Annotated in this window: 24 protein-coding genes and 1 tRNA gene; 16 read left to right on the forward strand and 9 right to left on the reverse strand. The window is 57.1% G+C overall.

Going from position 1 to position 26,032, the window contains the following annotated elements; genetic code table 11:
* Window positions 1-62 precede the first annotated feature (62 nt).
* Window positions 63-989 carry an alpha/beta hydrolase gene (locus tag OK411_RS14195; protein WP_264365184.1) on the reverse strand — a complete coding sequence of 309 codons (927 nt, stop codon included), beginning with the start codon at window positions 987-989 and terminating at the stop codon, window positions 63-65.
* Between the two features lie 110 nt (window positions 990-1,099).
* Here OK411_RS14195 and OK411_RS14200 point away from each other — a divergent pair, with 110 nt between their 5' ends.
* Entirely contained in the window at window positions 1,100-2,005 is a 906-nt protein-coding gene (locus tag OK411_RS14200; protein WP_264365185.1) for a LysR family transcriptional regulator, read from the forward strand.
* Window positions 2,006-2,141: 136 nt separating this feature from the next.
* Here the strand turns inward: OK411_RS14200 and OK411_RS14205 are convergent, their stop codons facing one another.
* The 3 genes from OK411_RS14205 to OK411_RS14215 form a co-directional block, all read right to left on the reverse strand.
* Window positions 2,142-4,601 carry a fimbria/pilus outer membrane usher protein gene (locus OK411_RS14205; RefSeq protein ID WP_264365186.1) on the reverse strand — a complete coding sequence of 820 codons (2,460 nt, stop codon included), beginning with the start codon at window positions 4,599-4,601 and terminating at the stop codon, window positions 2,142-2,144.
* Window positions 4,602-4,798: 197 nt separating this feature from the next.
* Window positions 4,799-5,548 (reverse strand): molecular chaperone, encoded by a 750-nt coding sequence (locus OK411_RS14210; protein ID WP_130899379.1) that lies wholly within the window; start codon window positions 5,546-5,548, stop codon window positions 4,799-4,801.
* 68 nt (window positions 5,549-5,616) lie between these two features.
* Window positions 5,617-6,219: a fimbrial protein gene (locus OK411_RS14215; protein WP_101159472.1), complete on the reverse strand. Its 603-nt coding sequence runs from the start codon at window positions 6,217-6,219 to the stop codon at window positions 5,617-5,619.
* A 320-nt stretch (window positions 6,220-6,539) separates the two neighbouring features.
* Here OK411_RS14215 and OK411_RS14220 point away from each other — a divergent pair, with 320 nt between their 5' ends.
* From OK411_RS14220 to OK411_RS14250, 7 genes are all read left to right on the forward strand, one after another.
* Window positions 6,540-7,760 carry an EAL domain-containing protein gene (locus OK411_RS14220; protein WP_024012832.1) on the forward strand — a complete coding sequence of 407 codons (1,221 nt, stop codon included), beginning with the start codon at window positions 6,540-6,542 and terminating at the stop codon, window positions 7,758-7,760.
* A gap of 173 nt (window positions 7,761-7,933) precedes the next feature.
* Complete coding sequence (locus OK411_RS14225) at window positions 7,934-8,641, forward strand: response regulator transcription factor (RefSeq protein ID WP_016774579.1); 708 nt, start codon at window positions 7,934-7,936, stop codon at window positions 8,639-8,641.
* A 73-nt stretch (window positions 8,642-8,714) separates the two neighbouring features.
* Window positions 8,715-9,443 carry a transporter substrate-binding domain-containing protein gene (locus OK411_RS14230; protein WP_264365187.1) on the forward strand — a complete coding sequence of 243 codons (729 nt, stop codon included), beginning with the start codon at window positions 8,715-8,717 and terminating at the stop codon, window positions 9,441-9,443.
* Window positions 9,403-12,282: an ATP-binding protein gene (locus OK411_RS14235; RefSeq protein ID WP_264365188.1), complete on the forward strand. Its 2,880-nt coding sequence runs from the start codon at window positions 9,403-9,405 to the stop codon at window positions 12,280-12,282. Before OK411_RS14230 ends, OK411_RS14235 begins: the two co-directional genes overlap by 41 nt.
* 102 nt (window positions 12,283-12,384) lie before the next feature.
* The gene (locus OK411_RS14240) at window positions 12,385-12,762 is read left to right on the forward strand and encodes a type 1 fimbrial protein (RefSeq protein ID WP_016774580.1); all 378 of its coding nucleotides are present in this window, start codon (window positions 12,385-12,387) and stop codon (window positions 12,760-12,762) included.
* Window positions 12,763-13,070: 308 nt separating this feature from the next.
* The gene (locus OK411_RS14245; RefSeq protein ID WP_073474637.1) at window positions 13,071-13,532 is read left to right on the forward strand and encodes a hypothetical protein; all 462 of its coding nucleotides are present in this window, start codon (window positions 13,071-13,073) and stop codon (window positions 13,530-13,532) included.
* 114 nt (window positions 13,533-13,646) lie between these two features.
* The gene (locus OK411_RS14250; RefSeq protein ID WP_073474635.1) at window positions 13,647-15,275 is read left to right on the forward strand and encodes a methyl-accepting chemotaxis protein; all 1,629 of its coding nucleotides are present in this window, start codon (window positions 13,647-13,649) and stop codon (window positions 15,273-15,275) included.
* A gap of 38 nt (window positions 15,276-15,313) precedes the next feature.
* Here the strand turns inward: OK411_RS14250 and OK411_RS14255 are convergent, their stop codons facing one another.
* Window positions 15,314-15,898 (reverse strand): hypothetical protein, encoded by a 585-nt coding sequence (locus OK411_RS14255; protein ID WP_264365189.1) that lies wholly within the window; start codon window positions 15,896-15,898, stop codon window positions 15,314-15,316.
* A 329-nt stretch (window positions 15,899-16,227) separates the two neighbouring features.
* Between OK411_RS14255 and OK411_RS14260 the strand changes: the two genes are divergently transcribed.
* Window positions 16,228-17,184, forward strand: a complete 957-nt coding sequence (locus tag OK411_RS14260; RefSeq protein ID WP_123442582.1) for a fimbrial protein — start codon at window positions 16,228-16,230, stop codon at window positions 17,182-17,184.
* Here OK411_RS14260 and OK411_RS14265 read toward each other — a convergent pair.
* Entirely contained in the window at window positions 17,179-17,538 is a 360-nt protein-coding gene (locus tag OK411_RS14265) for a response regulator (protein ID WP_016774585.1), read from the reverse strand. The two genes, OK411_RS14260 and OK411_RS14265, sit on opposite strands and share 6 nt — an antisense overlap.
* A 23-nt stretch (window positions 17,539-17,561) precedes the next feature.
* Window positions 17,562-19,001 carry an ATPase domain-containing protein gene (locus OK411_RS14270; protein ID WP_264365197.1) on the reverse strand — a complete coding sequence of 480 codons (1,440 nt, stop codon included), beginning with the start codon at window positions 18,999-19,001 and terminating at the stop codon, window positions 17,562-17,564.
* 313 nt (window positions 19,002-19,314) lie between these two features.
* Here OK411_RS14270 and pstS point away from each other — a divergent pair, with 313 nt between their 5' ends.
* The 6 genes from pstS (at window position 19,315) to OK411_RS14300 (ending at window position 24,567) form a co-directional block, all read left to right on the forward strand.
* The gene (gene pstS / locus OK411_RS14275; protein ID WP_051600442.1) at window positions 19,315-20,346 is read left to right on the forward strand and encodes a phosphate ABC transporter substrate-binding protein PstS; all 1,032 of its coding nucleotides are present in this window, start codon (window positions 19,315-19,317) and stop codon (window positions 20,344-20,346) included.
* A 74-nt stretch (window positions 20,347-20,420) separates the two neighbouring features.
* Window positions 20,421-21,386 (forward strand): phosphate ABC transporter permease subunit PstC, encoded by a 966-nt coding sequence (pstC, locus tag OK411_RS14280; RefSeq protein WP_024012838.1) that lies wholly within the window; start codon window positions 20,421-20,423, stop codon window positions 21,384-21,386.
* Window positions 21,386-22,297 (forward strand): phosphate ABC transporter permease PstA, encoded by a 912-nt coding sequence (gene pstA, locus OK411_RS14285; RefSeq protein WP_016774590.1) that lies wholly within the window; start codon window positions 21,386-21,388, stop codon window positions 22,295-22,297. Before pstC ends, pstA begins: the two co-directional genes overlap by 1 nt.
* Window positions 22,298-22,372: 75 nt before the next feature.
* Entirely contained in the window at window positions 22,373-23,134 is a 762-nt protein-coding gene (gene pstB, locus OK411_RS14290) for a phosphate ABC transporter ATP-binding protein PstB (protein WP_016774591.1), read from the forward strand.
* Window positions 23,135-23,227: 93 nt separating this feature from the next.
* Window positions 23,228-23,926 (forward strand): hypothetical protein, encoded by a 699-nt coding sequence (locus OK411_RS14295; RefSeq protein ID WP_264365190.1) that lies wholly within the window; start codon window positions 23,228-23,230, stop codon window positions 23,924-23,926.
* Entirely contained in the window at window positions 23,926-24,567 is a 642-nt protein-coding gene (locus OK411_RS14300) for a hypothetical protein (protein ID WP_240997324.1), read from the forward strand. The genes OK411_RS14295 and OK411_RS14300 overlap by 1 nt, the downstream gene beginning before the upstream one ends.
* A 138-nt stretch (window positions 24,568-24,705) precedes the next feature.
* On the opposite strand, the gene OK411_RS14305 is transcribed toward OK411_RS14300, so the two are convergent.
* Window positions 24,706-24,793: transfer RNA gene (locus OK411_RS14305), tRNA-Ser, on the reverse strand.
* Between the two features lie 123 nt (window positions 24,794-24,916).
* Between OK411_RS14305 and OK411_RS14310 the strand changes: the two genes are divergently transcribed.
* Window positions 24,917-25,588: a Bax inhibitor-1/YccA family protein gene (locus OK411_RS14310; protein ID WP_008006561.1), complete on the forward strand. Its 672-nt coding sequence runs from the start codon at window positions 24,917-24,919 to the stop codon at window positions 25,586-25,588.
* Between the two features lie 66 nt (window positions 25,589-25,654).
* Here the strand turns inward: OK411_RS14310 and OK411_RS14315 are convergent, their stop codons facing one another.
* Window positions 25,655-25,984, reverse strand: coding sequence for a YceK/YidQ family lipoprotein (locus OK411_RS14315; protein ID WP_217878078.1), 330 nt, complete (start codon window positions 25,982-25,984; stop codon window positions 25,655-25,657).
* Window positions 25,985-26,032: the final 48 nt, after the last annotated feature.

Genomic DNA, 26,032 nt, shown 5'->3' on the forward strand with positions numbered 1-26,032 from the left:
ACCGCCAAGGCGCCGAGCTATACAGCCAGAAGTGTCGCCGATCAGCAGCGAATGCTGTCTGATCAGCAAGCCGCCCCAATCAACCCCGCCTCGATAAACCGCACCGAACTCTCCAGCGCCTGCTGCCCCTCGGCCAGCATGCCCGCATAGAAATGCCAGGCGTGAAACATGCCGGGCCACACTTGAAGATTGACCCGGACGCGGTTGTCCGCCAGGTGATTGGCCAGACGCAAGGCGTCACTGAGCATCAGTTCGTTTTCGCCGATCTGTACCAGAATCGGTGGCAGTCCGGTGACGTCGGCGAACACCGGCGACGCCAGCGGATGGTTGGCCAAGGTGTCGCCGAGAAAGGCTCGCGCGAGGATATCCAGCACGGGCTTGGAGTTTAGCGGGTCAAGGCCTTCACGATTGCTCATGGAGGCGCCGGTGTGTTCGAGGTTGGCCCATGGCGAGATGGACGAACCCACTGCGGGCAAGGGCAAGCCTTTGGATTTTGCCGCGACCATCACGCTGACCACCATCGCGCCACCCGCCGACTCGCCTGCGAAGGCAATCTTGCTGGCGGCGATGTTCTGCTCAAGCAACCACTCATAGGCGCGCAAAGTGTCATCGATGGAGGCGGGGAACTGATGCTCGGGTGCGAGGCGGTAATCCGGCATGTACACCCGCGCGCCGAGCATTTTTGCGTAGTTGCCGCCGATGCCGTGGTAGCCGTCAGGTCGACCGACGATGTAGGCACCGCCGTGGATGTACATCAGCACCGCGTCGGTCTTGAGTTCATCCGGAGTCACCAGCGTAGCGGGCACGCCGCCCATGTCGACTGCTTCAAATCTCACGCCAGCCGGTGGTTGATTCTGCCCGAGCATTTTTGCGTAGGCATCGCGGATGTCGCTCATCTTAGTGGTGGTATCGATACCCTTCAGCACGGGCACCAGATCGCTGAGGCTGTTGGCCCAGGTTTGCACGGCTGCTTTTACTTCAGTGTTCATATGACCTCGTTAGTGATGGCTTAACTAATCGAGATGTTATGCTCATGATTGGGGAATAGGGTTCCCCATAACCGGTGCCCACCCGCCTGAATGCCAAACCCGGAGGCCTCATGGAACTGCATAACCTGAACGACATCGCCGCCTTCGTCGCCTCGGTGGATACTGGAAGTTTTACGGCGGCGGCCAGGCAACTCGGGCTGACCCGCTCGGCCGTCGGTAAATCGATCGTGCGGCTCGAATCGCGTCTGCAGGTCCGTCTGCTCAACCGCACCACCCGCAGCCTGAGCCTGACCGACGATGGTCGGGTGCTGTATGAGCGATGTGTGGGCATCTTGCAGGATCTGGACGAGGTCGAAGAGGCTTTGGCGTTCCGCCGTTCGACGCCCAGCGGCCGCTTGCGCATGAGCCTGCCGGTAGCACTGGGCCGGCTGCACGTTGTGCAGCACATCGAGCGCTGCTTGAGAGACTGGCCGTCGCTCGCCATCGACGCGACGTTTTCCGATCGGCTGGTCGACCTGATCGACGAGGGTTTCGATCTGGCGATTCGCATCGGTCCGCCCAAGGAAGACTCCGGGCTACTCACGCGCACGGTGGCTTACCAGCAAATGATCACCTGTGCCTCGCCCGATTATCTGAATGAACATCCGGCACCGCAGACACCCGAAGATCTCGCCGGGCATGCGTGCCTGCACTTCGTGAGCGGTGGCCGATTGCTGCCGTGGAATTTTCGCGTCAATGGTCAGCCTGTGCCGGTCATTCATGCCGGACGGCTGCAAATGGACAGCGCCGAAGCCTTGCATCAGGCGACTGCGGCAGGCCTCGGTATCGCGACGTTGCCATCCTATGTGGTCAACGATGACCTGCGCAGTGGCAAGCTCGTGCAGTTGCTCGCTGAGTACGCTGAGGCTGCCGAGCCAATCCGGGTGATTTACCCGAGCAAGCGACACCTGTCGCCGAAGATTCGGCTGTTTATCGACAGGCTGGTGGAAGCGTGGTCACCGGTGCCTTGGGACTGATTGCCGTTGCTTGCAGCTGTTTTGCAAATTCCGATGTTATTGATCGGCAATGTCCAAACCGCGCGCATTAAAAGCCCTGAATCATCAGGGCTGAGTTTTGGTTGAGGGGACGTAGGGTGACAAGCTCGCGGTCGGTCTACTTCGCGCTCGAAGAGCAAGCCAACCGATATTGCTCGTAGTTCAAACCTTCGACCTTTTCCGGCAGCTTGTATGGCACGGGGCAGCTTTTGCCCTGCCACTTGATGGTGATGACACCGTGATCTTTGGTCACCAGCGCCAGGGCTTTGCCCGTCGGATCTGACAATGCCAGTTGTTTGCCGTCGCTATCCAACAGCACCGCGCCGAATGGAATCGGCTGGCCGTTGACATCGTACAGTTCAAACTGGACGCGTCTGCCTTTGCTGCCTTCGAAGCGTGCAAGAACCACCGAACCTCGTCTTGGCACCAGTTGCTGGGTGGCATTGTCCAGCTCGATCTCACCGCCCAGGTTACGCGTGTCCAGCGTTACCCAGTTCACGCGGTACGGTTGCGCGTTAGGCAGAACCGCATAGCCGTTCAGGCCGGTTTTCACACCCGAATAGCTGCTGACTTCGACGCCCGACATGCCGGGGACTTCCACCAGGCCGAACGTTTCACCGACGGTCTGGCCCATATTGATGCCGCCGGCATGAGCCACGATCGATCCGGCCGCACTCAGGTTCTGCGACTCATAGCCGCTGCCTCGGTTGTAGCCAAAGCCCAGATCGCCCATCGACGTACGGGTACTCAAACTGAGCGAGCCAGAGCGCTCGCCCTGGACGCTGCGCCCGGTCTGCACGGAATAGTAGGTGTCGCTGTCCTCGGTCAGATAACCATTGATCCCGGCTTGCGTGCTGGTACCGGCGTTCTGATGGTTACTGGAGACGTAGGCACGCGGTGCGCGTGGTGTCGATCCGAGCGGGAACGAAATTGAAACGCTTAATTGCGTGTCGTTGCTGGTGTCACCGCGTGCGCCGAATTCCTGGGTTTTGCTCAGGCTGATGTTGTAGTTCAGGTCGCGCCAATTGTTGTTGTAGCCGGCGGAAAAGCTGCGCGAGCCACCGCGATCCCAATAGCGCTGGTCACTGGCATTCAAATACAGCGAGCCGAACTGGCGCGCTTCGCCAAGGGTCTGGTTGACCGTGAGGTCGGTACGGGTTTTGGCATTGCCCGCGCGCCGCGTAGCGCCGGCGCTGGTGTCCTGCACATGGTCGGTCAGCGTGCGGTAACCCTCGGTCGAATAACGATAGGCGGCGAGGGTGAAGCTGGTATCGGTACCGGTGAAGGTCTTTGCATAGAGCGCGCGGACACTGCTGCCCTGGGTGGTTTTGCCGAATGCCTTGCTGGACGATTGCGTAACGTCCAGGGACATCGCGCCAATCGAGGTGTTCTTCGCCGCACCGATGGACAGCGCCTTGAAGCCGTTGCTCGCCTGAATGCCGGCAATGCCCGTCAGATTGCTGGTCAAGCCGTAGGCGAAAGTGCCCCCAAGGAAAGCCGGTTTGTCATAGCCCTCGCTGTTGTTGTTGAACTTGCCGCTCGACAGGCTGTACTTCAGTTGCCCCTCACGCACCATCGTCGGCAGGGCGGAGAACGCCTGCCGGGTTACCTTGCGCCGACCATCCGCTTCGACAATGGTGATCTCCAGGTCACCGTTGGAGCCCGATGGGTAGATATCACTGATCTCGAACGGACCCGGCGGTACATTGGTGGTGTAGAGAATGTAGTTGTCCTGGCGGACCTCGATCTTCGCATTGGTTTCCGCCACGCCACGAATGATCGGTGCATAACCGCGCTCACTGTCTGCACGCATGCCTTCATCAGAAGCGATCTTGACGCCTTGGTAGCGCACGCTGTCGAACAGATCCGAGTCGGAAAAGATTTCACCCGCGCTCAGTTGCCCCTTGATCGCCGTGAGGTCGCGCTGGATGAACGTGCGGTTGCTGACAAAACGATTGGGCCGGCCGGTGGAGCTGCTCAGGTTGGATTCGTTGCGCAGACGCCAGGCACCAAAGTTGATGCCGTTGCGCAGCCCCAGGTTATTGGAGATTTGCGTGGTGTAATCGGTTTTGCTGCGGGTGCTGCTCAGCTGGTAGTTGATGAAACCGGCGGCCACGCCTTGGTCCCAAAGCTCCGGATCTACATAGCCGCGCATGCCACGCGCCATGGCGACCTGCGGCACACTGATATTGAGGCGCAGGCGGTTGGCATCGAAATTGAGACTCGCTTGCTCGATCATTGCAGGCAGGTCGTAGTGATCGGCAGGGTGTTGCTCGTCAACCAGACCCTGCTCACGCAGTTTGCGCATGTCCACACCCAGCTGCTGCAACAGTTCCAGGGTGATGCGTGGCTCGACTTTGCCGTTGACCGGGTTGGCCGCGAAATCGATATCGCGACGCCCGACCAGCGTGCCGTTGCTGAACACGTCGACGCGGTATTGGCCTGGCAAGACGCTGTTGGCATTCAGCAACGGTTGCAGATCGACCGCCGATGAACCTTCAAGGAACAGCGTATTGAAAGATTCACTCGCCACTGCGGCCGGGGCTTCGGCGCCCACGGCGAATCCGCAAATGGCCATGTTGATAGCAAAGCACAATGGATGCAGGCAGCCCAACGCCGCTTTGTTTTTCTGGCGCGCAACATGATGCTTAACACAACTTTCAGATGTGTGGTGTTGGGAGGAAAACATGCAATTTGCCTTATCAGTCCGTGTTGCTTCAACCGGAGTCCGGAACTTTTGAATAGCTTGTAAGTTGGCAGGGTGGGGCGGGGGATTTACTGGGCGGAGGCATCTTTCACGCGCTCGGCATGGCTTTCGGCAACGCTTAGTGGTGCATCGAATCGTTGTTGTGCGCCGTAATCGTTAATTGCTGAAAAACTCAAATGCGAAGTGCCAGCTGGCAGATCTTTCAGATTGAATGAGCGAACTTCCCCTGGAACGATCATTGTCGAATCAATTACCAATTCCGCTTTTTTCCCTGCAACGACTTTCAGATCCGCCAGCGACACGTGGTAGTTGCTTTGGTTTTTTACTTTCAGCACCGACTTGCCAGCCTGAGTGACCAATTGCCATGCAAGTTGCTCCGGTGCCTTTGCGGCATCACCGGTGAGTCCGTCCGGGCGGAAGAAGACCTTGATACGCTGACGTACCGCCAATTGCAGCGTGTTGACATCGGCAGCACTGGCCTGGGGGATTTCCTGCACGTTCAGCCATACCACCGACTCCTTGTCCGCAGGCATGCCGCGGCCTTCATAAAGAATCCTCAGTAATTGCTGTTGATTGGGCTCAAGTTTGGCCAGTGGTGGAGTAACTGCGAAAGGCGGTGCGCTGCCAGCCGTGTCGCCGGCATCCAGCCACGATTGCGCCAGAATGGTTTGTCCGCCGTTGCGCACGGTGACATTCGCCTCTTTGTGCGCGCCATCGAAGATAACCCGGGTGGAGCTCAAGGAGATGCTGGCGAATGCCGAGTGCGTCATCAACACCCCGGCAAGCCCCAGGCAAAGCGGAAAGTAGCGACTTAACATAGATTTCACCGATTAATCTGGTCGGGAAGGACGAGGCACAGCGGCCCCGTCCAGGTATTGCGGGCTGCTTATTCGTATTCGAGAACGAACGGCAGAGTGGCGTTACCGGTACCGGCAGTAGCGGTGGTCTTGTCGCCGGTGGTGACGTAAGCGGCTGCGAACGACAGGGTGCCGTCACCGCCTGTGGTTGCGTCGCCAGTCAGGTTGGTCTGCACTTTGGCAGTGGCTTCGGAGCTCAGGTCGATCAACTGGCCATTGCTGTCCAGCAGTGCGATACCAACGCCTTTGGCCGCGTCTGCACCCTGCAGCTTGAGAACTTTCTTGCCATCAACCAGGCCCGAACCGCCGTTTACGGTTGGTTTGAACAGCATCGAAACCTTGGTGCCAGCGTTGCAGTTCACTTTCAGGTTGAAATCGTTGGCGGCCACACGACCGGCGCCCGGAGCAGAGTCGGTGCCCATGTCTTTGATCGACACGCTGCCCATGTCCACGGCAATCATCTTGTCGTTACCCAACGCGCCATCTACCGAGCAAGCGTCGTTATTGATAACGCCGGTGAAGCTGATTTGACCACTGCCGCCTTTTACAGCTTTGGCGGCTTCTTCAGCCACTGCACCAGTGGAGGCAGCCAGTACGGAAAGAGTGAGTACTGCGAAAGCGAACTTTTTCATGTTTATATCCGAAGTTATTGTGAAGTGCTGCATTGAAATGCCAGGCCATATTAGGTGTGCGGTGGTGGCGGGTCTTTGGGATTTGTCTTAAAGCGATAAAGGTGCGAGCCAGTCAGTAATATGGCAGTGGCGTATTCATATTTGCGGTAATGGTGCAGCGAACCAAATGAGACAATTCTCAAAGTCGTGCGGTCTTTGTCTGGCTAGTATTCGCGGATGCAGAAATTCTCAGTCAACGCAAAGTTTGTGAGCGGGCGTCCTGCTTGAAAGATTATTCAAACTTTCGCTATTAACGACTGATAGAAAGAGGTTCCAGGTTTGTGAACACGCTTCGTATATTGGTCTTGGAAGATCACGCCTTTCAGCGCACGGCGGCAGTCAGTGCGCTTAATAGTCTGGGGTACAAAAATATCTTTCAGGCGGCTGACGGCAAGGATGCGCTGGCTGTGATATCCCAGGCTGGAGGCGTGGACGTTGCATTGTGTGACTTGAGCATGGCCGGGATGGATGGTTTGACGTTCTTGCGCCTGGCGAGAGAGGCCGGTTTGATTCGTGCAGTGATCATCTGCAGTTCACTGCCTGAAGACTTGTTGCGCACGGTTGACCGGATTGTCACGTTGCAGGGGCTGGAATTGCTTGGCAGTGTCGGCAAGCCTCTGATGGTCGATGTGCTGGGGCCATTGTTGGCGCGTTATCGGCCGCACACGCCGGGCGATGCCAAAGTGGTGGAAAGTCATCTCGATCAGCCTTCGGAGAACGAAGTGCTCGAAGCGATACGCCGTCAGGAATTTCGCGCCTACTTCCAGCCCAAATTTCATCTGCGCAGTGGTGAAGTGGATGGCGCCGAGGTGCTGGTGCGATGGCAGAGTCCCAGCCGCGGTTTGCTTTCACCGGGCATGTTCTTGCCGACGATCGAGCGCTGCGGGCTGCTCGATGAGATGTTTTTCAGCCTGCTCACGCAAGGCTTGAGTCTGCAGCGCTTCGTCCAGTCTCACGGCAAGCCGTTCAAGCTGGCGTTCAATCTCGACGTGACGCAGATGGCCAATCCGAATCTTGTCGACCGGATCAAGGCGCTGTTGCGCATCCATGGCGCCTCGCCAGCTGGGCTCATTTTCGAGCTCACGGAAACCGGCCTGCTGCAGATGCCCGAGATCAGCATGGAAAACATGGTGCGTCTGCGCATGCTCGGCTTCAGTCTGGCAATCGATGATTTCGGTGTCGGCTATTCTTCACTTGAGCGGCTGTGCCAGATGCCGTTCAACGAAATCAAACTCGACGCCGGCTTCGTGCAGAATTTCCATCAGGCGCGCTACAGCGCGGTCATCCACGGGGCGTTGGCCCTGGCGCGGGAATTGGACATGCGCGTGGTGGCAGAGGGTATTGAAACCGCAGATCAGGTTCAGCATCTGGCGCGGCTTGGTTGTCAGTGGGGGCAGGGCTTCTTCTATGCTCGCCCGATGAATTGGGCGCATTTGGTCGACTGGCGTTTCGAGGGTCAGAAGTCATCCTGGCGCCGCGCAATAGGCACATCCGATCGTTGATGCAAGCGGCATTCTGACTTTTGGGACAAAGCCCTATTTCGTCACGCCTTTAAAACACTCATCATGTGCCGAGAAATCAATCAGATGCACCTGAATGCTTCGGTGATGCCCGGGATTTGCTGCGGTTGCCAAGTGCTGATGGTCCTCCAACACTCTTCATCATGGAGCTGTTCATGCATTGGTCAGTCGTGAATCCGTTACGCGTTGCCATCCTTGATGATCACTCGCTCATACGTCTGGCGATGAAGTCGCGGCTGACGCGCGAAGCCGAGTTCAGTGTCGTAGGTGTGTATGGCAGCAGCGCGCAGTTGCTCGCCGGATTGCGCGAAATCGACATCGACCTGCTGATACTCGATTACAAACTGCACGATGGGGAGCTGGACGGGCTCAATCTGATCCGCCTGCTGCGCAAGCAATATCCGGGCATGCGCATCCTCGTCTCTTCCTCAGAAGAGCGCCCGGCAGTGGTGAACATGGCGGTCGGGGCGGGCGTCAGTGGATTCTTCGGCAAGTCACAGTCGGTCGATGACCTGATTACTGCGATTCGCTGTGCAGCGTCCGGCCAGTTGTACCTGTCTCCCACCATGGCCTTTGAGCTTGACGTGTTGCCAGCATCGATCGAAGAGCCCGCCGGTGCCAAAGACGAGAGCGCGGCGCACAGCGACGATTTCCTCAGTAATCCTCTGCTGTCACCTAAAGAGAAAGAAGTCTTGCGCTGTTGTCTCGAGGGGATGGGGGTGACGCAGATTGCCTTGAAGTTCTCGCGCAGTCGCAAAACCATCAGTGGGCAAAAACAGGCCGCTTTCAAAAAGCTTGGCATTCGTGGTGACGCAGAGCTGTTCAAGTTGCAGCACAGCCTGACAGCCGACAACCAGGGATAACACGCTTATGTTTCATCTGTTGCGCGGTGTTTTGCTAATCAGTGTGCTTTTCGTATTCAGTAGTGGTGTGTTATTGGCAGCAGAGCCGCGCACCTTGCAGGTGTTCGGTCGCTCGGACTGCAAGGAGCTGCAAGTCGATCTGGCCAATGAAGACTGGAGTTGGCTGCGGCAAAAGCGCAGCCTGATATTGGGTTCTGCGCTTCCGGATTTCCCGCCTTATGTCATGACCGCCAGCGGTACGCGCTATGAGGGGATTGCCGCCGATATCGCCTGCATTATCGGTCAGGCACTGCATGTTGAGATTACCGTCAAGGCTTACCCTGACCGGCGTGACGCCATGGCCGCACTTGAGCGCGGTGACATTGACATGTTGGGCAGTTCCAACAGTTTCGAATTGATCGATGGCCTCGTCACGCTCAGCAAACCTTATGTCGAAGACGTGCCGGCGATGTTCATGCGCGGCGATGATCGACGACCGATGCCGGCCAATCTGGCCGGTTTGCGTATTGCGGTTGCCGACGATTACCTGCCTTCCAGTCAATTACACGCGTTATACCCCAACGCCGAATTCGTGCTTTTTCCATCGAACGAGTTGGCACTGGCTGCGCTGGCTTTTGGCAAGGTCGACCTGTTTCTCGGCGATACGGTGTCGAGCAATTACCTGATCAACCTCAACTACTTCAACTATGTGCGGCTGCACTCTTTCGTCAAAACCCCAAACCAGCGGTTTCAGCTTTGCCTTGCGCCGGGGCAACGACCAATTGCTGCGTCTGATCGATTCGACCCTCGAGTCGCTGGGTGATGCGAAGATTGCCGAAATTACCAAGCGCTGGTCGGGCGGCGGCGGGGCGCTGACGCCCAAACGCATTGACCTGACACCCGGCGAAGCACGTTGGCTTGAGCTGCATCCGGTCGCGCGGTTCGTGATCAATGACGATCAGGCACCGTTTGCATTCTTTGATGGTGACGGCAACTTTGGCGGGATCGGCGCTGATCTGCTCGAGCTCATCCAGCGGCGTACCGGCTTGCAGATCAATGTCGAGCGCACCGACAGCTTTTCCAGTCTGAGCACGCGTCTGCTGGATGGCAGCGCGGATATTTCTCTGCTGACACCAACGGTCTCGCGGGAAGTCGGCATGCGTTTCACTCATCCGTTCCTTGCCAGCCCCTTTGTGATCGTCACCACCAAGGACGCAGGCGCGCCTTCAAGCCTGCAGGAGCTGCGCGGCAAGCGCGTCGCAGTGCCCGAAAGTTCGGCTGAGCGTGAGCTGCTCAAGGACTACCCCGACATCGAGATCGTTGATAACGAAACAGTTCTGGGCGCCTTGGCTGACGTGAAGGACGGTCGAGCGGACGCGATGATTACCACGTTGCACAGTGCGCGCTACTACATCGCCCACATCTACAGCGACAGCTTGCGTATCTCCAACATCGTCGGCATGAACAAAGGCTTCCTCGCTTTCGCCGCGCGGCGTGCCGATACCGAACTGGTCAGCATTCTGAACAAGGCGCTGCTGAGCATTCCGCCGGATGAGCTGGACGTAATTCTCAACAGGTGGCGTCCCATTGCAGCGTTTTCGGGTTTGTCGTGGCGCGATTACAAGGCGCTGATCTACCAGATCAGCGCTGGCGCGTTCCTGATTATCCTGGGATCGCTGGCGTGGAATTTCTATATTCGCCGGCAGATCCGCGAACGCAGCCGGGCAGAGCGCTTGCTGGGCGATCAGTTGAAGTTCATGGGCGCGTTGATCAACGGCACGCCGCATCCCATCTACGTACGTGATCGTGAAGGTCGGCTTGTCACCTGCAATAATAATTATCTGCAAACATTTGGCCTGCTGGAAAAGGACGTGATCGGCAAGACCGTGCTCGAAAGCGGCAAGCGCAATCGTCAGGAGGCGTTGCAATTTCACGACGACTACCTGCGCGTCATCGAGCAGGACGAACCTTACGAGGTGGATCGCACGCTGCATGTCGGTGATACGCGGCTGATCATTTACCACTGGATCCAGCCGTATCACGACACGGCGGGTGAAGTCAGAGGCGTGATCTGCGGCTGGATCGATATCAGCGAACGCCGTGAACTGATCGAGGAGTTGCGTTCGGCGAAAGAGCTGGCTGACGAGTCGAGCCGCGCCAAAACCACCTTCCTGGCGACCATGAGCCACGAAATCCGTACGCCGATGAGCGCCGTGATCGGCATGCTCGAACTTACCCTCAAGCGTGCCGAGCAGGGACACTTCGATCGGCCGGCGATTGAAGTGGCATACGACTCGGCAAAAGGTCTGCTGGAACTGATCGGCGATATCCTCGATGTGGTACGCATCGAATCGGGCCATGTCAGCCTTTCGCCGAAACGTGCCAACCTGCGCGAATTGGTCGAATCCGTGGCGCGGGTGTTCGACGGCTTGGCCAGGCAGAAGAGTCTGGTGCTGAAGCTCGACATCGACGCCACTGTCGGCTGTGACGTATTGGTTGATCCGATGCGCTTCCAGCAGGTGCTCTCGAACCTGGTGGGCAACGCGATCAAGTTTACCGACACCGGTCATGTCAGCGTCTCGATTCGCGGCCAACGTCTCGCTGACGAACGCTTACAGGTCGACCTCAAGGTCGAGGACACCGGTATCGGCATTTCCAGCGCCGATCTGCAGAATCTGTTCCAGCCGTTTTCCCAAGCCAATCATGGTCCCTCCAGCAGAGGCGGCACCGGTCTGGGACTGGCGATCTCCCGTTCATTGTGCGAATTGATGGGCGGGCGGCTGAACATTACCAGTACGCTTGGCAAAGGCACCTGCCTGGAAGTGTCGCTGTTCTTCAATATTCTCAGCCCGCTTGGCGGCAAAGTGCTGCCTGTTTCGGTTGTTCAGGACAAACCGGTACCGACACTCAGGATTCTCGTAGTCGATGACCAGAGCGCCAACCGCCTGCTGTTGACGCAGCAGCTGAGTTTCCTTGGCCAGACGGTGCGTGATGCCGCCGACGGTGCCCAGGCATTGGCGCTGTGGCGCTCGGAGCCGTTCGACATTGTGATCACGGACTGCAACATGCCGGTCATGAACGGCTATGAGCTGGCCCGCACCATTCGCCAGGACGAACGCGAAAGTGGTGGATCGCCGTGCATCGTACTGGGCTTCACGGCCAACGCGCAGCCGGAAGAAAAAGTGAAATGCCGGGAGGCCGGGATGGATGATTGCCTGTTCAAACCGATCAGTCTCGGCACCTTGTCGATCATGCTTGCAGGCTGGGAAAAAACTGTTGAAACCCAGCCATTTGAAAGCCCGCCTGCGGCGACTATCAAGGAGCTGGGTTCGATTCGCGAGCGTCTTGACGAGCTCACCGGAGGCGATCTCGACATGATGAAAGAACTTCTGCGCGAGGCGCTGTCGAGTTGCGAAAAGGATCTGGAGGAGTTGCATTCGCTAATACCCGAAAGCGATCCCGGGCTGTTGGCTGACCTGGCGCACCGCATCAAGGGGGCGGCGCGCATTGTTGCCGAGCATCAGGTCATTGAGGCGTGTAACGAGCTTGAAGCCGAGTGCGAGGCGCCTGTTATCGATCCGCTGGACCTCAATCGCAGTGCATTGAAGCTGGAGCATGCACAGGCTGATCTGATCAAGAAAATCAAACGGATCGAGCTGTAAACGTATCGGCTCATGACCATCCGACTGGCCTTGCATTGAAGCTGACGTTAAAGATCATTTTGCAGCGGGCGATACCTTGGTTAATAACCCTGGAGTTTCGCGATGATCATTCGACGTCCTTTATTGATTGCCTGCCTTTGCCTGCTCGGTTTTGACACCGTCAGCGCAGCCCAGTCTGCGCCGGTCAGCGGAGTGATTCGCTTCAGCGGTCGAATTGTCGAGGCAAGTTGCATTGCCAGTGGCGCCAGCCATTCTTCTGTCGAGTTGCTTGATTGCCCCCAGGCAAGCACCGGGCAGATTTTTACCGTGAACAACGTCAGTGCGGCAGGGCGAGGTGAGTCGCGCCAGCAGGTGTTTGTGAAGGTGATTGCCGATACTCATGAGCAGGACGATTATTACGACCAGCGCTTGCTGCTCACGGACAACAAGGGTCACCAGATAACGAGCGGTAATTACGTAGTGACGATGACGCTGCCTTGATGGCTTGGAAAGAATGAGTCTGCGCCCCTTGTTTCAAGGTTACTGACAAAAAGGGGCGTCACTAATGAGAATTGTCTGGTTCGTGCAGAACCGTCCTGCGCTTCAGGCTTGTCGCGACTCCCCTGCGTTGCAAAATCCCTCCTTCAACACTTTCTGAGCCAGACCATGCGCCGATCGCGTGGGCTGTCGTCAAGGTGTGGCTTTTTATCAGCTATCCCTGCGTTCATTTTTGAGACAAGTCTCATATCAGGCAGATTGGCCCTTGGTTATTTTCTTGAAAGGAAGAATGGAGCTGCCAAAGGTGTCCGATGTTTCTTGAAAATAACCGCAGTAGATCCTTGCGGATCCTGATCGCCGATAGCGATGTGCGCAGAGGTCAGTCAATCGAACAGCAGTTCAACAAGCTGGGCTGTCTCAGCGTCTTGAACGTTTGCACTTATCGTGACCTGAAAATACTGACGTATTACTGCCCTCAACGGTTGAGCCTGGTCGTCGTCAATGCTGAGTTGCTCAGCGAAATGGCGATGGATCCGCTCGACTTTTTCGGGGAAAACCCGCTGATTCGTCATCTGCTGATTTTCAATCCCAACGATGATCACCAGTGGTCGAAGACCTTCTTCAACCCGCATCCGCAACGCTGGATGCGCCTGGTCTCGAAAATCAATCTGCCGCGACTGGCAGATTTTCTGATGCTGGCCGACCCGGCGCTCAAGGAAATTGCGGAGCCGGCCTCGACCAACTCCACACTCTCTCCGTGCGCCAACCGCTAGCTACCGCACCTTCCCGCGTTGATCCAGGTATGCGCCGAGGCGCTATACCGCAGCGCCGCTCTGCTGCCCACTCGTTTACCCCATTGTCTTGAATACACTCTAAGGTAAGGCATCATGCTGCTTCGTAAACTCAATCTCGCGCCGCGTTCGGCGCTGTGTTTCGGCTTGTTCTGTCTCATGATTATCGCGATCGGATTGATCGCTCTGCAGCAAGTCGACTTGCTCAACAAGGCAGAAACGTACGTCGAGACGACGATCGTGCCGAGTATCAAGCTGCTCGGCCAACTCGATCGAGAGTTCGTCGAAATCAAGGGCAACAACGCTCGCTTGCGCAATCCCATTGAAACGAGTGAGCGCAAAGCGCAGGCCCTGATTGACATCCAGCAGTCGCGTCAGATGATCAAAAATCATCAGCGTGCGCTCATTGACCTGCTGGCGACTGACGCCGGGCGCGAGGCGTTCGAGGAGTTTGCCAAAGCACAGAAGGTCAACGATCAGGCGCAGGACCAATACCTTGAAACAGTGGCGAACGGGCAGCTTGAAGCGGCCATTGCGCTGTCCAGGAATCAGATGCGTGCGGCGTCGGATGGCGTACAGGTCGCGCTCAAAAAGTTGATTGCTCTCAACGAGATAGAAGCTTATGAGGCGGGCAAGCAGGCCGACAATGTCTATGAGCACACGCTGTTGATCGTCAGTGTGTTCATTCTCATCGCGATCGGTGCTTCGTTGGCCCTGGCCGTGTTGTATACCCGCAGCCTGACGGTACCCATTGCAGGCTCGCTAAGGGTGGCGGAATGCATCGCCGCCAATGATCTGAGCGAAACCATTGCGCTGGATGGCTCCGATGAGGCGGCGCAAATGCTGTCGTCATTGGCGGCGATGCAAACCAGTCTGCGAGATGCCTTGATCATGATCCGTGATTCGTCCACGCAGTTGGCCGAGACCTCGGAGGTCATGCACGGCGTCACTGAAGATATCTCGCGTATCACTCAGCGTCAGAGCCATGAAATCGAAATGGCCGCCACCGCCGTCACTGAAATGAGTGCGGCGGTGGAGCAGGTTGCAGACAACGCCGCATCGACCTCGCAGCTGACGTCGGAATCAAGTGCGGCAGCCATTGCCGGTCGAAGTCAGGTCAGCGACACGGTCGCCGCAATCAACCTGATGGTGTCCAGCGTGCACAGCACCTCGGCTGAGGTGCAGGCGCTATCGACCATGGCGAGCGATATCAGCAGCGTGCTGGACGTTATCCGAGAGGTTGCCGAACAAACCAATCTGCTTGCCTTGAACGCAGCGATCGAAGCAGCGCGGGCGGGGGAGGCGGGTCGCGGTTTTGCCGTGGTTGCCGATGAGGTGAGAGGGCTGGCGCAGCGTACTCAGAAGTCGACCGAGGACATCGAGTCCATGGTCAGCTCCATTCAGTCGGGCACCAGCCGCGCAGTTTCCTCCATGAGCCACACCCGCGCTCAGGCCGAGAGAACGCTCGAAATGGCCAATATCGCCGGCGAAGTGTTGACCGACATCACTGGCTCGCTGAATCTCATCAACGAGCGAAACCTGCTGATGGCAACCGCTGCAGAAGAGCAGGCTCAGGTTGCGCGTGAAGTGGATCGCAGCCTGATCAGCATTCGCGACCTTTCGTGTGAAACCGCTGAGGGATCGAAACAGACCGCAGTCGCATCGGCGGAGCTGTCGCAATTGGCCGCGTCGCTGAACAAACTGACCAAGGAATTCAAACTTTAATCAGTAAACGTAAAGCCCTGGCTACCAGGGCTTTTTGATCAGCGCTCGATCGGCGCAGCAAAATCCTGCGCATGGGGTGCAGAGTCAGATTGTGCTGGCGATGCGGTTTGTGCTGTCAACTGCTCAATGCAGCTGGCGAGTTGTTTTTCATAGCTTTCAAGTACCGCTTCGGCTTCAGCTTCGCGCTCATCACGCAGGCGGAAGAAATCGTCGCGATTGAGTTGGTCCGCAACAAGTCGGATGTTTTGCTCGATGATCGCGCACAGTGAATCTTCATCCTCTAACACCGCGCTGGTCAGGGCTGCCTGTCGATTGTTTTCGAGTTCGGTTTTTGCGTGCTCAGCGGCCTTCGCCTGTTCCTTTGCGCTAAGCAGGTCGGTCTCCAAAACCTGTTTCTGTTCCGCCAGGCGCTTCAGTTCTGCGCTCATCGACTGGATTGCATCGGCGCGCTGGGTGAGTTGGACCTCCTGTTGTTGCACCACAGCCTTCAGTGGAAACAGTTCATTGAGATGGTAGCCGGCGACCACAGTCATGGCGATCAGTGCCAGCGCAAGAATGGTCAGGCAGTAGATGGCGGCGTTGCTCTGGGGTTTTGAGCTATTGAGGGTATCGAGGGCTCTCACGGAATCGTTTCTCCTATCAAGAGTAGACAGTGTAATAACCTCGATTCGCTGGGCCTTTAAGACGAGTCTTAAATTGTGCTCTATTTGCAAATGTCGATAACGGCTAACATTTGTTAAAGAATTCGCAGAAGGTTTCTTGTTTAAACCGACTATCTAAAGTTTCTTGTGGGTCCATGAGAATTGTCTTGTTTGCGAATAAATAAACTTTTTGCTCAAGCTCATTTTTTTAATTATCGTCTGCTGCCGCTTTGGTGGCGTTACTGCTGATAGTTCACGCAATCGTCCGCCATTCAATTGTTTGCAAACACGGCGAGTTCAGAGAGATTGCTATGAAGTTTTCCCACGTTTTAATTGTCGGGTTTTTGTATTTACTGCCATTTAACGCAATGGCTGCAGTTTGCGAATTTTATCCCGACCATTCCAAGGGCAGTGTCAGGGTGGTTCTTCCAGCCACGATCTCGGTGCCTCGTGACACGCCCAACGGTACGGTTATCTATGAAAGCCCGATCGTGACCCTGAGCGCCATACCCAGCTCATTCAGGTGCTCTGCGGTACACAACGAAGGTGTACGCAATACTGTCGGCGTTACTCAGCCGGGCGCGGAGATTTTTCCTATCGGAAATACCGGAATCGGCTGGCAATGGGTCCGACCGCCATCGGGGAAAGCGTGGAAAGGCTTTCCAGGAACTACCGACACTGCTGGCGGTTGGGGTTGGAATGGTTCTGAGCACATCTTGCGTTTTGTAAAGACGGGAACTATTTCCGGCAGTGCGACGATACCCTCAGGCCAACTTGGGACCTTCGTCGCTGCAGAAATCGAGCCTCTGGCAATGAATACAAATGGCACGCGGATCGTCTCGCAGTCTTGTGAAACACCTGATGTGAAAGTGGATATGGGCAGCTACACCATGAGCGATTTTTTGCAGAACGGTGACTATGCGAAGGAGAAATACTTCTTTCTTGATATGAAAAACTGTCCTCCCGGAATCAATAACTTCAGGTACTCCTTTTCGCCCACTGCGGGCAGCCCTGCATGGAGCGCTGATACCGGCGTGGTACACCTCAACAGTAATTCCACTGCCAAAGGGCTGGCATTGCAAATGCGCTTCAGTGACAGGACGATACTCAAGCTGAACCAGAATTACATAATGAAAGCGCCAACATCGAGCGGCGGTAATGCATCCGTTTCCTTGCAAGCCCGCTTCGTGCGCATCGAGCCTTCCAATGCGCAAATGCGAGCGGGCGATGCCAATGCCGAAATTGCCTTTGTCGTCGAGTATCTATGAGCCCAACAGCCTCTTCACCTCAGCCACAATCACCGCAATATCAAACGGCTTGGGCACTACCACATCAAACAGATCGGAGCGCTGCATGCCGATGTGCGCTTGCGCGCCACTCATGAGAATGATCGGCAAGTGTTTGACGGACGGCTGGGCACGCACGGCTTCGGCGAATTCGAGGCCGTCCATGACTGGCATCATGAAGTCGGTAATAACCAGCGCCGGACGTTCTCTTTCCAGCACCTCGAGCGCTTTCTTGCCGTTGCTCGCGGTCACGGTCATGAAGCCCTCATCCTCAAGCGCAAAGCCAAGAATGTCAGCAATCAGATACTCGTCGTCGACTACCAGAATGGTGGTCATGTTATTTCAACCCGCTTGAAGACTTACGAAATTGAACCAGGCAATGACTCAGCTGCGACTGAAGGTTCATTTTTCAAAGCCTTTTCCAGGAACACATCTTGATCGCGTACAACCACCTCGAACCGCGACGGGTTGTAGGAGCTATCGCGTACCTTAAGAATGGAAAGCGTCCTGCGAAGTTCAGCGTGATTTTCAAAGAAACGCATGAGGATCAGGTTGTCGACAATACTGGACAGGTCAGAGTTCGGTGCGCTGACCTCGGAGCCGAACAAATCGCGCATTTCCCATGAGGCGAACACCGTAACGCCTCTGGAGCGCAGCTCATTCATCAGCGCGCTGAAAAAGTCGGTGATGCGTTCCGGAGTGGTTGAAACCCGAGTCATGCCGCTGAGGCTATCGATGAACAGGCGCTTGATGCCTTTTTCATCGACCAGGCTCAGCAGGCGTGCGCCGAGTCCGTCCAGCAAGCCTTCGGTAGTTGGCTGCCAGGCAATGCTCAGCGCACCGCTGTGTTCCATTTGTTCGATATCGATGCCCAGCGAACGGCCTTTCAGCCGCAGCCGCTGCGGGCTTTCATAGAAGCCGAAGTGCAGGCCAGGCGCTTCGGCCGTAGATTGCGCGAGAAATTTCAGGCCCAGCGTGGTTTTGCCGATGCCGGAAGGCCCCATGACCAGCGTGACGCTGGAGCTGTGCAAGCCGCCACCGAAGATCTCGTCGAGCGACGCAATGCCGCTTGCAATGCGCGTCATGTCCGCGCTGTCGGGGGCGGAAGGGCGCTTGTAGAGACTTTCGAGGCGCGGATAGACGACAAGGCCGTTATCGGTGATTTCGCATTCGTGCAGACCGGTCAACGCGCCGCTGCCGCGAGTCTTGCGCAAATGAATGCGGCGCACCGAACGGGTACCGAACAGCTCTTCGCCCATTTCGATGACGCCGTCGACCATCGTGTGCTCGGGGCTGCCGTCGTCCAGGCGCGAGCTGGTGAGAAACAGCACGGTGCAACCGGCAAATGCGGCATGGCCTTGCAGTTCAGAGATGAATTTTTTCGTGTCGATCGGCGAGTCGGCTTTGGAGCGTGCATTGAGCAGGCCATCGACGACCATGACGGTCGCCTTCTGCCGAGTGATTTCACGTCGCAGCAGCTTCACGACTTCATCGAGGCCTTCGTTTTCCAGCGTATCGAATGCGCTGACAAACTGAATTTCCGCGCCGACTCGCGAAGCGTCGAAAAAACTCATGGTCGACAGGAACTGGAACAGGCGGTCGTGGGACTCGGCCAGCAACGTGGCGACCAGCACACGGCCGCCGTTGCGGGCATGGTGAAACCCTAGCTGGTTGGCAAGGATGGTCTTGCCGGAGCCCGGGCGCCCTTGAATGATGTATGAAGCGCCGGCGACAAAGCCCCCCTGAAGCAGCGCGTCGAGCCCTTCGATCCCGCTTTGAAGGCGTTTTAGCTTTTCCACAATGCGACCCTGATCTGAATAAACAGGCTTGTTCAGCCGAATGAGTGAAATGCTAACGCCATTTCCGGTTGACGGCCATAAAGGCTGGGGAAAAGTAGCGTTTTTGCAATGTGAACCTGGCACGTGACTGCTCGGGATCAGGGGGTAGTGACAAGCCCGGCACAGGAAGATTCGATTTTTCGAAACCCGGAAGCCGATTACATCCGTAGGCGCTGCTGCGGACCATGAGGGTAACGCTTGCCACTTTGCTTTCATGAAATCGTCACAAAACTGCTGCAGAGTTCGGGAGCCCGTAATCACTAGGTGTCATTTAATGAAAAGTTTGATGAAGTCTGCTGCGCTCGCCATTGCGGTATCTCTTTGTGCTACCTCGGCCTCCTTTGCAGCAGAAAATGTTCGCCTGACGGGGTCCGGAGCAAGTTTCCCGGCGCCGATCTATCTGACCTGGTTCAAGGATTTCAGCAAGAAATCCGATGGTGTCACTGTCGATTACCAATCCAAGGGCAGTGGCGCGGGCGTACAGGACTTCTTGAACAAAACCGTGGATTTCGCTGCCAGTGACTCGGCAATGAAAGACGAAGATATCGCCAAGGTCGCCGAAGGCGTGCAGTTGCTGCCAATGACCGCCGGGGAAATCGTGCTTGCCTATAACCTGCCGGGCAATCCCAAGGGCCTGAAGCTGCCACGCGACGTCTATTCCAACATTTTCCTGGGCAAGATCACGCGCTGGAACGATCCGCAGATCGTCGCAGCCAACCCGGACCTGAAACTCTCCGATACGCCGATCACGGTTGTCGTGCGTGCAGATTCCAGTGGTACGACTGCGGTATTCACCAAGCACCTGGCAACCGTCAACGCCGAGTTCAAGCAGGCGTTGGGTGAGGGCAACACCGTCAACTGGCCGGCCAGTGACAAGTTCATCAAATCGCCGAAAAACGATGGCGTAACCGCTACCGTGCGCCAGACCCCTGGTGCGATTGGTTACATCGAATATGGCTTCGCCAAACTGGCCAAGGTCGACTTTGCCCAGTTGCAGAACAAGGCTGGCAATTACGTCGTGCCAAACGCCGAAAGCGGTGCCGAGGCCCTGGCGGCGGTGAAGATGCCGGAAAACCTGGTGGCCTGGCTGCCTGATCCGGACGGTGCCAAGTCCTATCCGATCACCTCTTATACCTGGATGATTTTCCGCAAAGACAATGGCAACCCGGCCAAGGCCAAGGCCATGCGTGAAATGGTCGAATACAGCCTGACCGAGGGGCAGAAGATTGCCGATTCGATGGGTTACATCCCGTTGCCGCAATCGGTCGTCGAACAGGTTCGCAAAGCGTCCGCCAATATTCAGTAACGCCGTGAGGTCTCTTTCGGCGTGTGCGTCTGCGCCACGCCGGGAGAGTTTTCCCCCTGTTCCGGACTTAGCCCATGAACAAACCTTTTGTCGTACCGGTTAATCCCGACTCTGCCTGCCAGCCACCCTCGACGAAGGATTTTCTGGTTGATCGCACCTTCCGCGCGCTCGCACGCATCGGTGTGGTACTGATTCTGGCGCTGGTATTTGCACTGGTGTTCGAAGTCGGACGCAAGGCACTTCCCGGTATGGAAAAGCACGGCTTCGATGTGCTTCTGGGCAGCGTGTGGGACGTCAACCAAGGCAAATACGGCATCCTGCCAGCCATCTGGGGCACGCTTTACAGCGCCTTCATCGCGTTGCTGATCGCCGGTGTTTTTGGCGTGAGCATGGCGATTTTCCTGACCCAGGATTTCCTGCCAACCAAGCTCGCTGCGCTGTTTCGCACCATCGTCGAACTGCTCGCGGCCATTCCCAGCGTGGTCTATGGCCTGTGGGGGATCTATGTGGTGATTCCGGCGATTCGGCCGCTGACGACCTGGTTGAACAGCGAGCTGGGCTGGATACCCTTTTTCGGTACGTCCCTGAGCGGTCCGGGCCTGCTGCCCGCAGCGCTGGTACTCGCGATCATGATTCTGCCGACCATTGCCGCCGTGTCGCAGGACGCGCTGACGGCTGTGCCGATGAAAACCAAGCAGGCCGCGTACGGCATGGGCACTACCCATTGGGAAGCGATTCTCAAGGTGATGGTGCCTTCGGCCGCCACCGGCATTTTCGGCTCGCTGGTGCTGGGCCTGGGGCGCGCGCTGGGTGAAACGATGGCGCTGGCCATGCTGGTCGGCAATGCCAACAACATTTCCCTCTCGCTGTTTGCACCGGCCAACACGCTTGCCGCTCTGCTGGCGCTGAACTTCCCCGAAGCCGGGCCGAACGAGATCGAGGTGTTGATGTACGCCGCCCTCGTGCTGATGTTGATTACGCTGATCGTGAACATTTTCGGCTCGATGATCATGATGTACGCCCAACGGGGTAACAAGTGATGACTGATCTGACCGCAGCAACAGACCTGACGGCGCCAACCGGTGCGATGCCCAGCTTGCAACGCAGGTTCGAAGGCCGCGCGCTGCGCAGCCTGATCCTGACCACCCTGGTCTGGGCAGGTGCTTTGCTGGCCAGCGTGCCGCTGATTTCCGTGCTCTACATGCTGATCACCCGCGGTGGCGCGCGTCTGAACCTGGAAGTCTTCACCGAACTGCCGCCGACCGGCTTCGAGATGGGCGGCGGTTTCGGCAATGCGATGGCGGGTACCTTTGTGATGGTCGGTATCGCGGCAGCGATCGCGGTGCCGGTCGGAATCATGGCGGCGATCTTCCTGGCTGAGCTGGGGCCGGACAGCAAGCTGGGGAACGCCGCGCGTTTTGCCGCCAAGATGCTCACGGGCCTGCCATCAATCCTGGCAGGTGTATTTGCCTACGCCTTGGTAGTGATGACCACCGGCACGTATTCGGCACCGGCAGGTGGCGTGGCGCTCGCCGTCCTGATGCTGCCTATCGTGGTGCTGACCGCCGAAGAGTCGATGCGGATGGTGCCCAAGATCATGAAAGATGCTGCTTATGGCATGGGCTGCACCCGCTCGCAGGTCATCTGGAAAATCATCTTGCCGACCGGCATGCCGGCGATCCTGACCGGCGTGATGCTCGCCGTGGCGCGTGCCGCAGGCGAGACGGCACCGTTGTTGTTTACCGCGCTGTTCAGCAACTACTGGATCTACCACCAGGGCAATCTCGATGTCATGAATCCGACTGCCTCACTGGCGGTGCTGATCTACAACTTCTCCGGCATGCCTTTCGATAACCAGCTCGAGCTCGCATGGGCGGCCTCGTTGGTGCTGGTGATGATCGTGCTGTTCGTGAACATCATCAGCCGGATTTTCGGCAAGCCCAAGTATTAAGAACGGGAGCATCTGATTTTGAACGTATCCACTGCGCAAATTGCCGCTCCGTTTGTCACCCAGGCGCCTGTAGTCATGGACTGCAAACTGGACAAGATTTTCTACGGCAACTTCATGGCAGTACGTGACAGCCACGTGCCCATCGAGAAAAACAAGATCACCGGATTCATCGGTCCCTCAGGCTGCGGCAAAAGTACCGTGCTGCGCAGCCTCAACCGGATGAACGATCTGGTGAAGGGCTTTCGTTTCGAGGGCCATGTGCATTTCCTCGGGCAGGATGTCTATGGCAAGGGCGTCGACCCGGTGGTCGTGCGCCGCTACATCGGCATGGTGTTTCAACAGCCCAACCCGTTCTCGATGAGCATCTTCGACAACGTGGCGTTTGGTCTTCGCCTCAATCGCTACAAGGGCGATATCGGCGACCGGGTCAAGCATGCGCTGCAAGGCGCCGCGCTGTGGGACGAAGTCAAGGACAAGCTCAAGGTCAGCGGCCTGTCGCTCTCCGGTGGCCAGCAACAACGCCTGTGTATCGCCCGGGCAATCGCCACTGAGCCGGAAGTCCTGCTGCTGGATGAGCCTTGTTCGGCACTCGACCCGATCGCCACCCGACGCGTCGAAGAATTGATGGTCGAGTTGAAGAAGGACTACACCATCGCACTGGTGACCCACAACATGCAGCAAGCCATCCGTGTTGCTGACACCACGGCGTTTTTCTCGGTGGATATTTCCCAGGGCACACGCACCGGTTATCTGGTCGAGATGGGCCCGACGGCGCAGATCTTCGACAATCCGCGTGAACAGATGACCGGCGATTACATCAGCGGCAAGTTCAGCTAAGCCTCAACACCGGTCGCGGCCGCCTACCTGCACAAGCCAAATGGATTTGGCGGGCATCGGTGGACGTTTACCAAGCGTTTCCAAGGAGCTCCAATGCCTGCCCAGCATCGTCTTGATTTGCCTGCGATTGAACGCGCACTGCGGAAAGTGCAGAGCCGTTTCGCCGAACTCAGCCGGCACTTCACCGAGCCCCGGGACCCGTTCACCGACGAAGTTCTGCACAATGTGCTTGAAGGCTATGCGTTGGTTGACGAATATGTTGCCCGCGGCGTCGACCTGTTCGATCTGCAGCAACTGAACCTGATGCTGGAGATCAATGCCACGGTGCTGTGTGGCCGGGATCCGGCGCGCCGGCTGGAATACGCTCAGCATCTGGCAGCCACCGAGGCGCATTTCTTCAACAACGTCGAGGGCGGCATCAAGGACTTGTACAACTGGTATTGCGCGTACCGCAGTGAATCGGTCTGGAAGCGTGCAGCGGGTGTCTATGTGCGCATTCTGAGCAAGCCGCAGCTGTTTATCGAAGGCAATAACCGCAGTGGCTCGCTGATTGTCAGCTACCTGCTCATGCGGGCAGGGCTGCCTCCATTCGTGTTGACCCTGGAAAACGCCGAGGGCTATTTCAACCCGTCCTCGGTCATCCGCAACTCCGCCAAGCATGGCGTCAAGGCGTTGTACGAATTGCCCAAGATCAAGAAAAAATATGCAGCATTCCTGGAAGAACAGGCGCCCGATCCAATGAAGTTCTTTCTCAAAGGCAAGCCTTTGCCTCTCTCTCAAGGTGGCCATTGATGAACTGGGCACCAGCATTTGCCAGATTGAAAACCTTCGGCAGCCGGGCAGGGCAGGCTATCCGCTGCGCTTTGCCGCAGTTGTTCGAACGTCAGCGCATACGGATTTCGTTCGATATCGATGACACGCTGGCTTGCCAGCTTCATCACTGCGCAGTCGAGAACAGTCGACTACCGGCCTGTATTCATCGTTGGCTGGGTGAACCGTTGCGGATGGGCACACGATCGCTGATCCGAGAGCTGCGCCGCCAGGATTGCAGTGTCTGGGTCTACACCTCATCCGGGCGCACGCCGTCCTATATCAGGCGCTGGTTGGCGCTGTACGGTATCCGCGTCGACGGCGTGGTCAACAGCGTGCTGCACAACCGTGCCCTGACGGCGCACGGGATGTCGAATGCGCCTTCCAAGTATCCGCCAGCGTTCGATATCGACTTGCATGTCGATGATTCGGAGGGCGTGCAGATTGAAGGCAAGGATCATGGCTTCCGAGTGGTCGTGGTGCATCCCGAGGATGATCGCTGGGCGCAGAAAGTGCTGGATTCGGTGGCCAAGGTCCAGGCGCAGCTCGCCTGGCAGCAAATGCTCAGACCTCAGGCGCCGGTGCAACAGCGTGCGGAGGCTGTCTTTGAGTCGCTTGGCTGAGGGAGTACGCACTGGCTATCTGGACAGCAGCGCCTCAGGTGTATGAGGCACTGCTGAGAAATGACTCAATAGATGCGCAAAACATGTCTCGCAGAAACGACAAAGCCCTGAATAATCAGGGCTTTGTCGTACTTAAGATGGCGGAGGCGATGGGATTCGAACTCATGGACCTGTTACAGTCGACGGTTTTCAAGACCGTTGCCTTAAACCACTCGGCCACACCTCCGTTTGCGTTGCGGGCGCCATAATACCTGAATGAAACACACTGTCAAACTCTCTGCATGGCTTGTTACAGAGCGTCTGTTATGATCTTTGCGACTGAACGTTTCAAACCAACAGGAGTGTCGCCATGCGCGAACAGGATTACGCAGTTAATAACAGCGTGCAGGCTGAGCAGCTAGAGGTTAGCCGCGTCCTGCGCAACACTTATGGTCTCTTGGCTCTGACCCTCGCATTCAGCGGCGTGATGGCCTTCGTAGCCCAGCAGATGCGTGTCGGCTACCCGAACATTTTCGTCGTGCTGATCGGCTTCTACGGGCTGTTCTTCCTCACCAACAAACTCCGTGATTCCGCGTGGGGCCTGGTATCCGCCTTCGCGTTGACCGGTTTCATGGGTTTCCTGCTCGGCCCGATCCTCAACCGTTACCTGGGCATGCAGGGCGGCGCTGAAGTGGTCAGCTCGGCTTTCGCCATGACCGCACTGGTGTTCGGTGGTCTGTCGGCCTACGTGCTGATCACCCGCAAGGACATGAGCTTCCTCGGTGGCTTCATCACCGCAGGTTTCTTTGTCCTGCTGGGCGCTACACTGGCGAGCTTCTTCTTCCAGATCAGCGGCCTGCAACTGGCGATCAGCGCCGGCTTCGTGCTGTTCTCGTCGGTGTGCATTCTGTTCCAGACCAGCGCGATCATCCACGGCGGCGAGCGCAACTACATCATGGCGACCATCAGCCTGTATGTATCGATCTACAACCTGTTCGTCAGCCTGCTGCAACTGTTCGGCATCATGAGCCGCGACGACTGATCGTAATGGCTGCAATAAAAAAACCCGCTTCTGCGGGTTTTTTATTGTCTGGAAGAAAGTAGTCGTTCAGTTGATGACGATGCTGCCGTCCACTTGCTGACGGTAGACCGTGTAGGGCAGGAGCAAGGTGTCGAGCGCGCCGGAGACCACGGCGTCCACCAGCACCACCGGAATGGCCGCGTTGCGGTGATCATCGGGATCGATGCCTGAGGCCAGCGGAGCGTTCAGGGTGCAGAAGTCATAAGCGAGGCCGCTGTAGATTCTCGGCACCGCGCCGCAATAACTTTTCTGCTGCTTGAGCCCGTCAATGGCAGCCTGGTCGTCGCGCGCCACCGTTTGAATCGTGCCACAACCGCCGAGCAGCAGGGCCGCCAGCAGCATAGCCTGAGTTTTCATAGCGCCATTCCTTAGCCGCGAAAAACCCCAATCTACCCTGTTCATTGG

This window comes from Pseudomonas sp. RG1 (genome assembly GCF_025910115.1).
GTDB lineage: Bacteria > Pseudomonadota > Gammaproteobacteria > Pseudomonadales > Pseudomonadaceae > Aquipseudomonas > Aquipseudomonas atacamensis.

Bases quoted from the DNA above. Each gene is read 5' to 3' on its own strand.
- pstB (WP_016774591.1), top strand. From the start codon at position 22,373: ATGGACTGCAAACTGGACAAGATTTTCTACGGCAACTTCATGGCAGTA.
- OK411_RS14195 (WP_264365184.1), bottom strand. From the start codon at position 989: ATGAACACTGAAGTAAAAGCAGCCGTGCAAACCTGGGCCAACAGCCTC.
- OK411_RS14215 (WP_101159472.1), bottom strand. From the start codon at position 6,219: ATGAAAAAGTTCGCTTTCGCAGTACTCACTCTTTCCGTACTGGCTGCC.
- pstS (WP_051600442.1), top strand. From the start codon at position 19,315: ATGAAAAGTTTGATGAAGTCTGCTGCGCTCGCCATTGCGGTATCTCTT.
- OK411_RS14315 (WP_217878078.1), bottom strand. From the start codon at position 25,984: ATGAAAACTCAGGCTATGCTGCTGGCGGCCCTGCTGCTCGGCGGTTGT.
- OK411_RS14300 (WP_240997324.1), top strand. From the start codon at position 23,926: ATGAACTGGGCACCAGCATTTGCCAGATTGAAAACCTTCGGCAGCCGG.
- OK411_RS14225 (WP_016774579.1), top strand. From the start codon at position 7,934: ATGCATTGGTCAGTCGTGAATCCGTTACGCGTTGCCATCCTTGATGAT.
- OK411_RS14245 (WP_073474637.1), top strand. From the start codon at position 13,071: ATGTTTCTTGAAAATAACCGCAGTAGATCCTTGCGGATCCTGATCGCC.
- OK411_RS14295 (WP_264365190.1), top strand. From the start codon at position 23,228: ATGCCTGCCCAGCATCGTCTTGATTTGCCTGCGATTGAACGCGCACTG.
- OK411_RS14260 (WP_123442582.1), top strand. From the start codon at position 16,228: ATGAAGTTTTCCCACGTTTTAATTGTCGGGTTTTTGTATTTACTGCCA.
- pstC (WP_024012838.1), top strand. From the start codon at position 20,421: ATGAACAAACCTTTTGTCGTACCGGTTAATCCCGACTCTGCCTGCCAG.
- OK411_RS14210 (WP_130899379.1), bottom strand. From the start codon at position 5,548: ATGTTAAGTCGCTACTTTCCGCTTTGCCTGGGGCTTGCCGGGGTGTTG.
- OK411_RS14250 (WP_073474635.1), top strand. From the start codon at position 13,647: ATGCTGCTTCGTAAACTCAATCTCGCGCCGCGTTCGGCGCTGTGTTTC.
- OK411_RS14200 (WP_264365185.1), top strand. From the start codon at position 1,100: ATGGAACTGCATAACCTGAACGACATCGCCGCCTTCGTCGCCTCGGTG.
- OK411_RS14205 (WP_264365186.1), bottom strand. From the start codon at position 4,601: ATGGCCATTTGCGGATTCGCCGTGGGCGCCGAAGCCCCGGCCGCAGTG.
- OK411_RS14240 (WP_016774580.1), top strand. From the start codon at position 12,385: ATGATCATTCGACGTCCTTTATTGATTGCCTGCCTTTGCCTGCTCGGT.
- OK411_RS14310 (WP_008006561.1), top strand. From the start codon at position 24,917: ATGCGCGAACAGGATTACGCAGTTAATAACAGCGTGCAGGCTGAGCAG.
- pstA (WP_016774590.1), top strand. From the start codon at position 21,386: ATGACTGATCTGACCGCAGCAACAGACCTGACGGCGCCAACCGGTGCG.
- OK411_RS14265 (WP_016774585.1), bottom strand. From the start codon at position 17,538: ATGACCACCATTCTGGTAGTCGACGACGAGTATCTGATTGCTGACATT.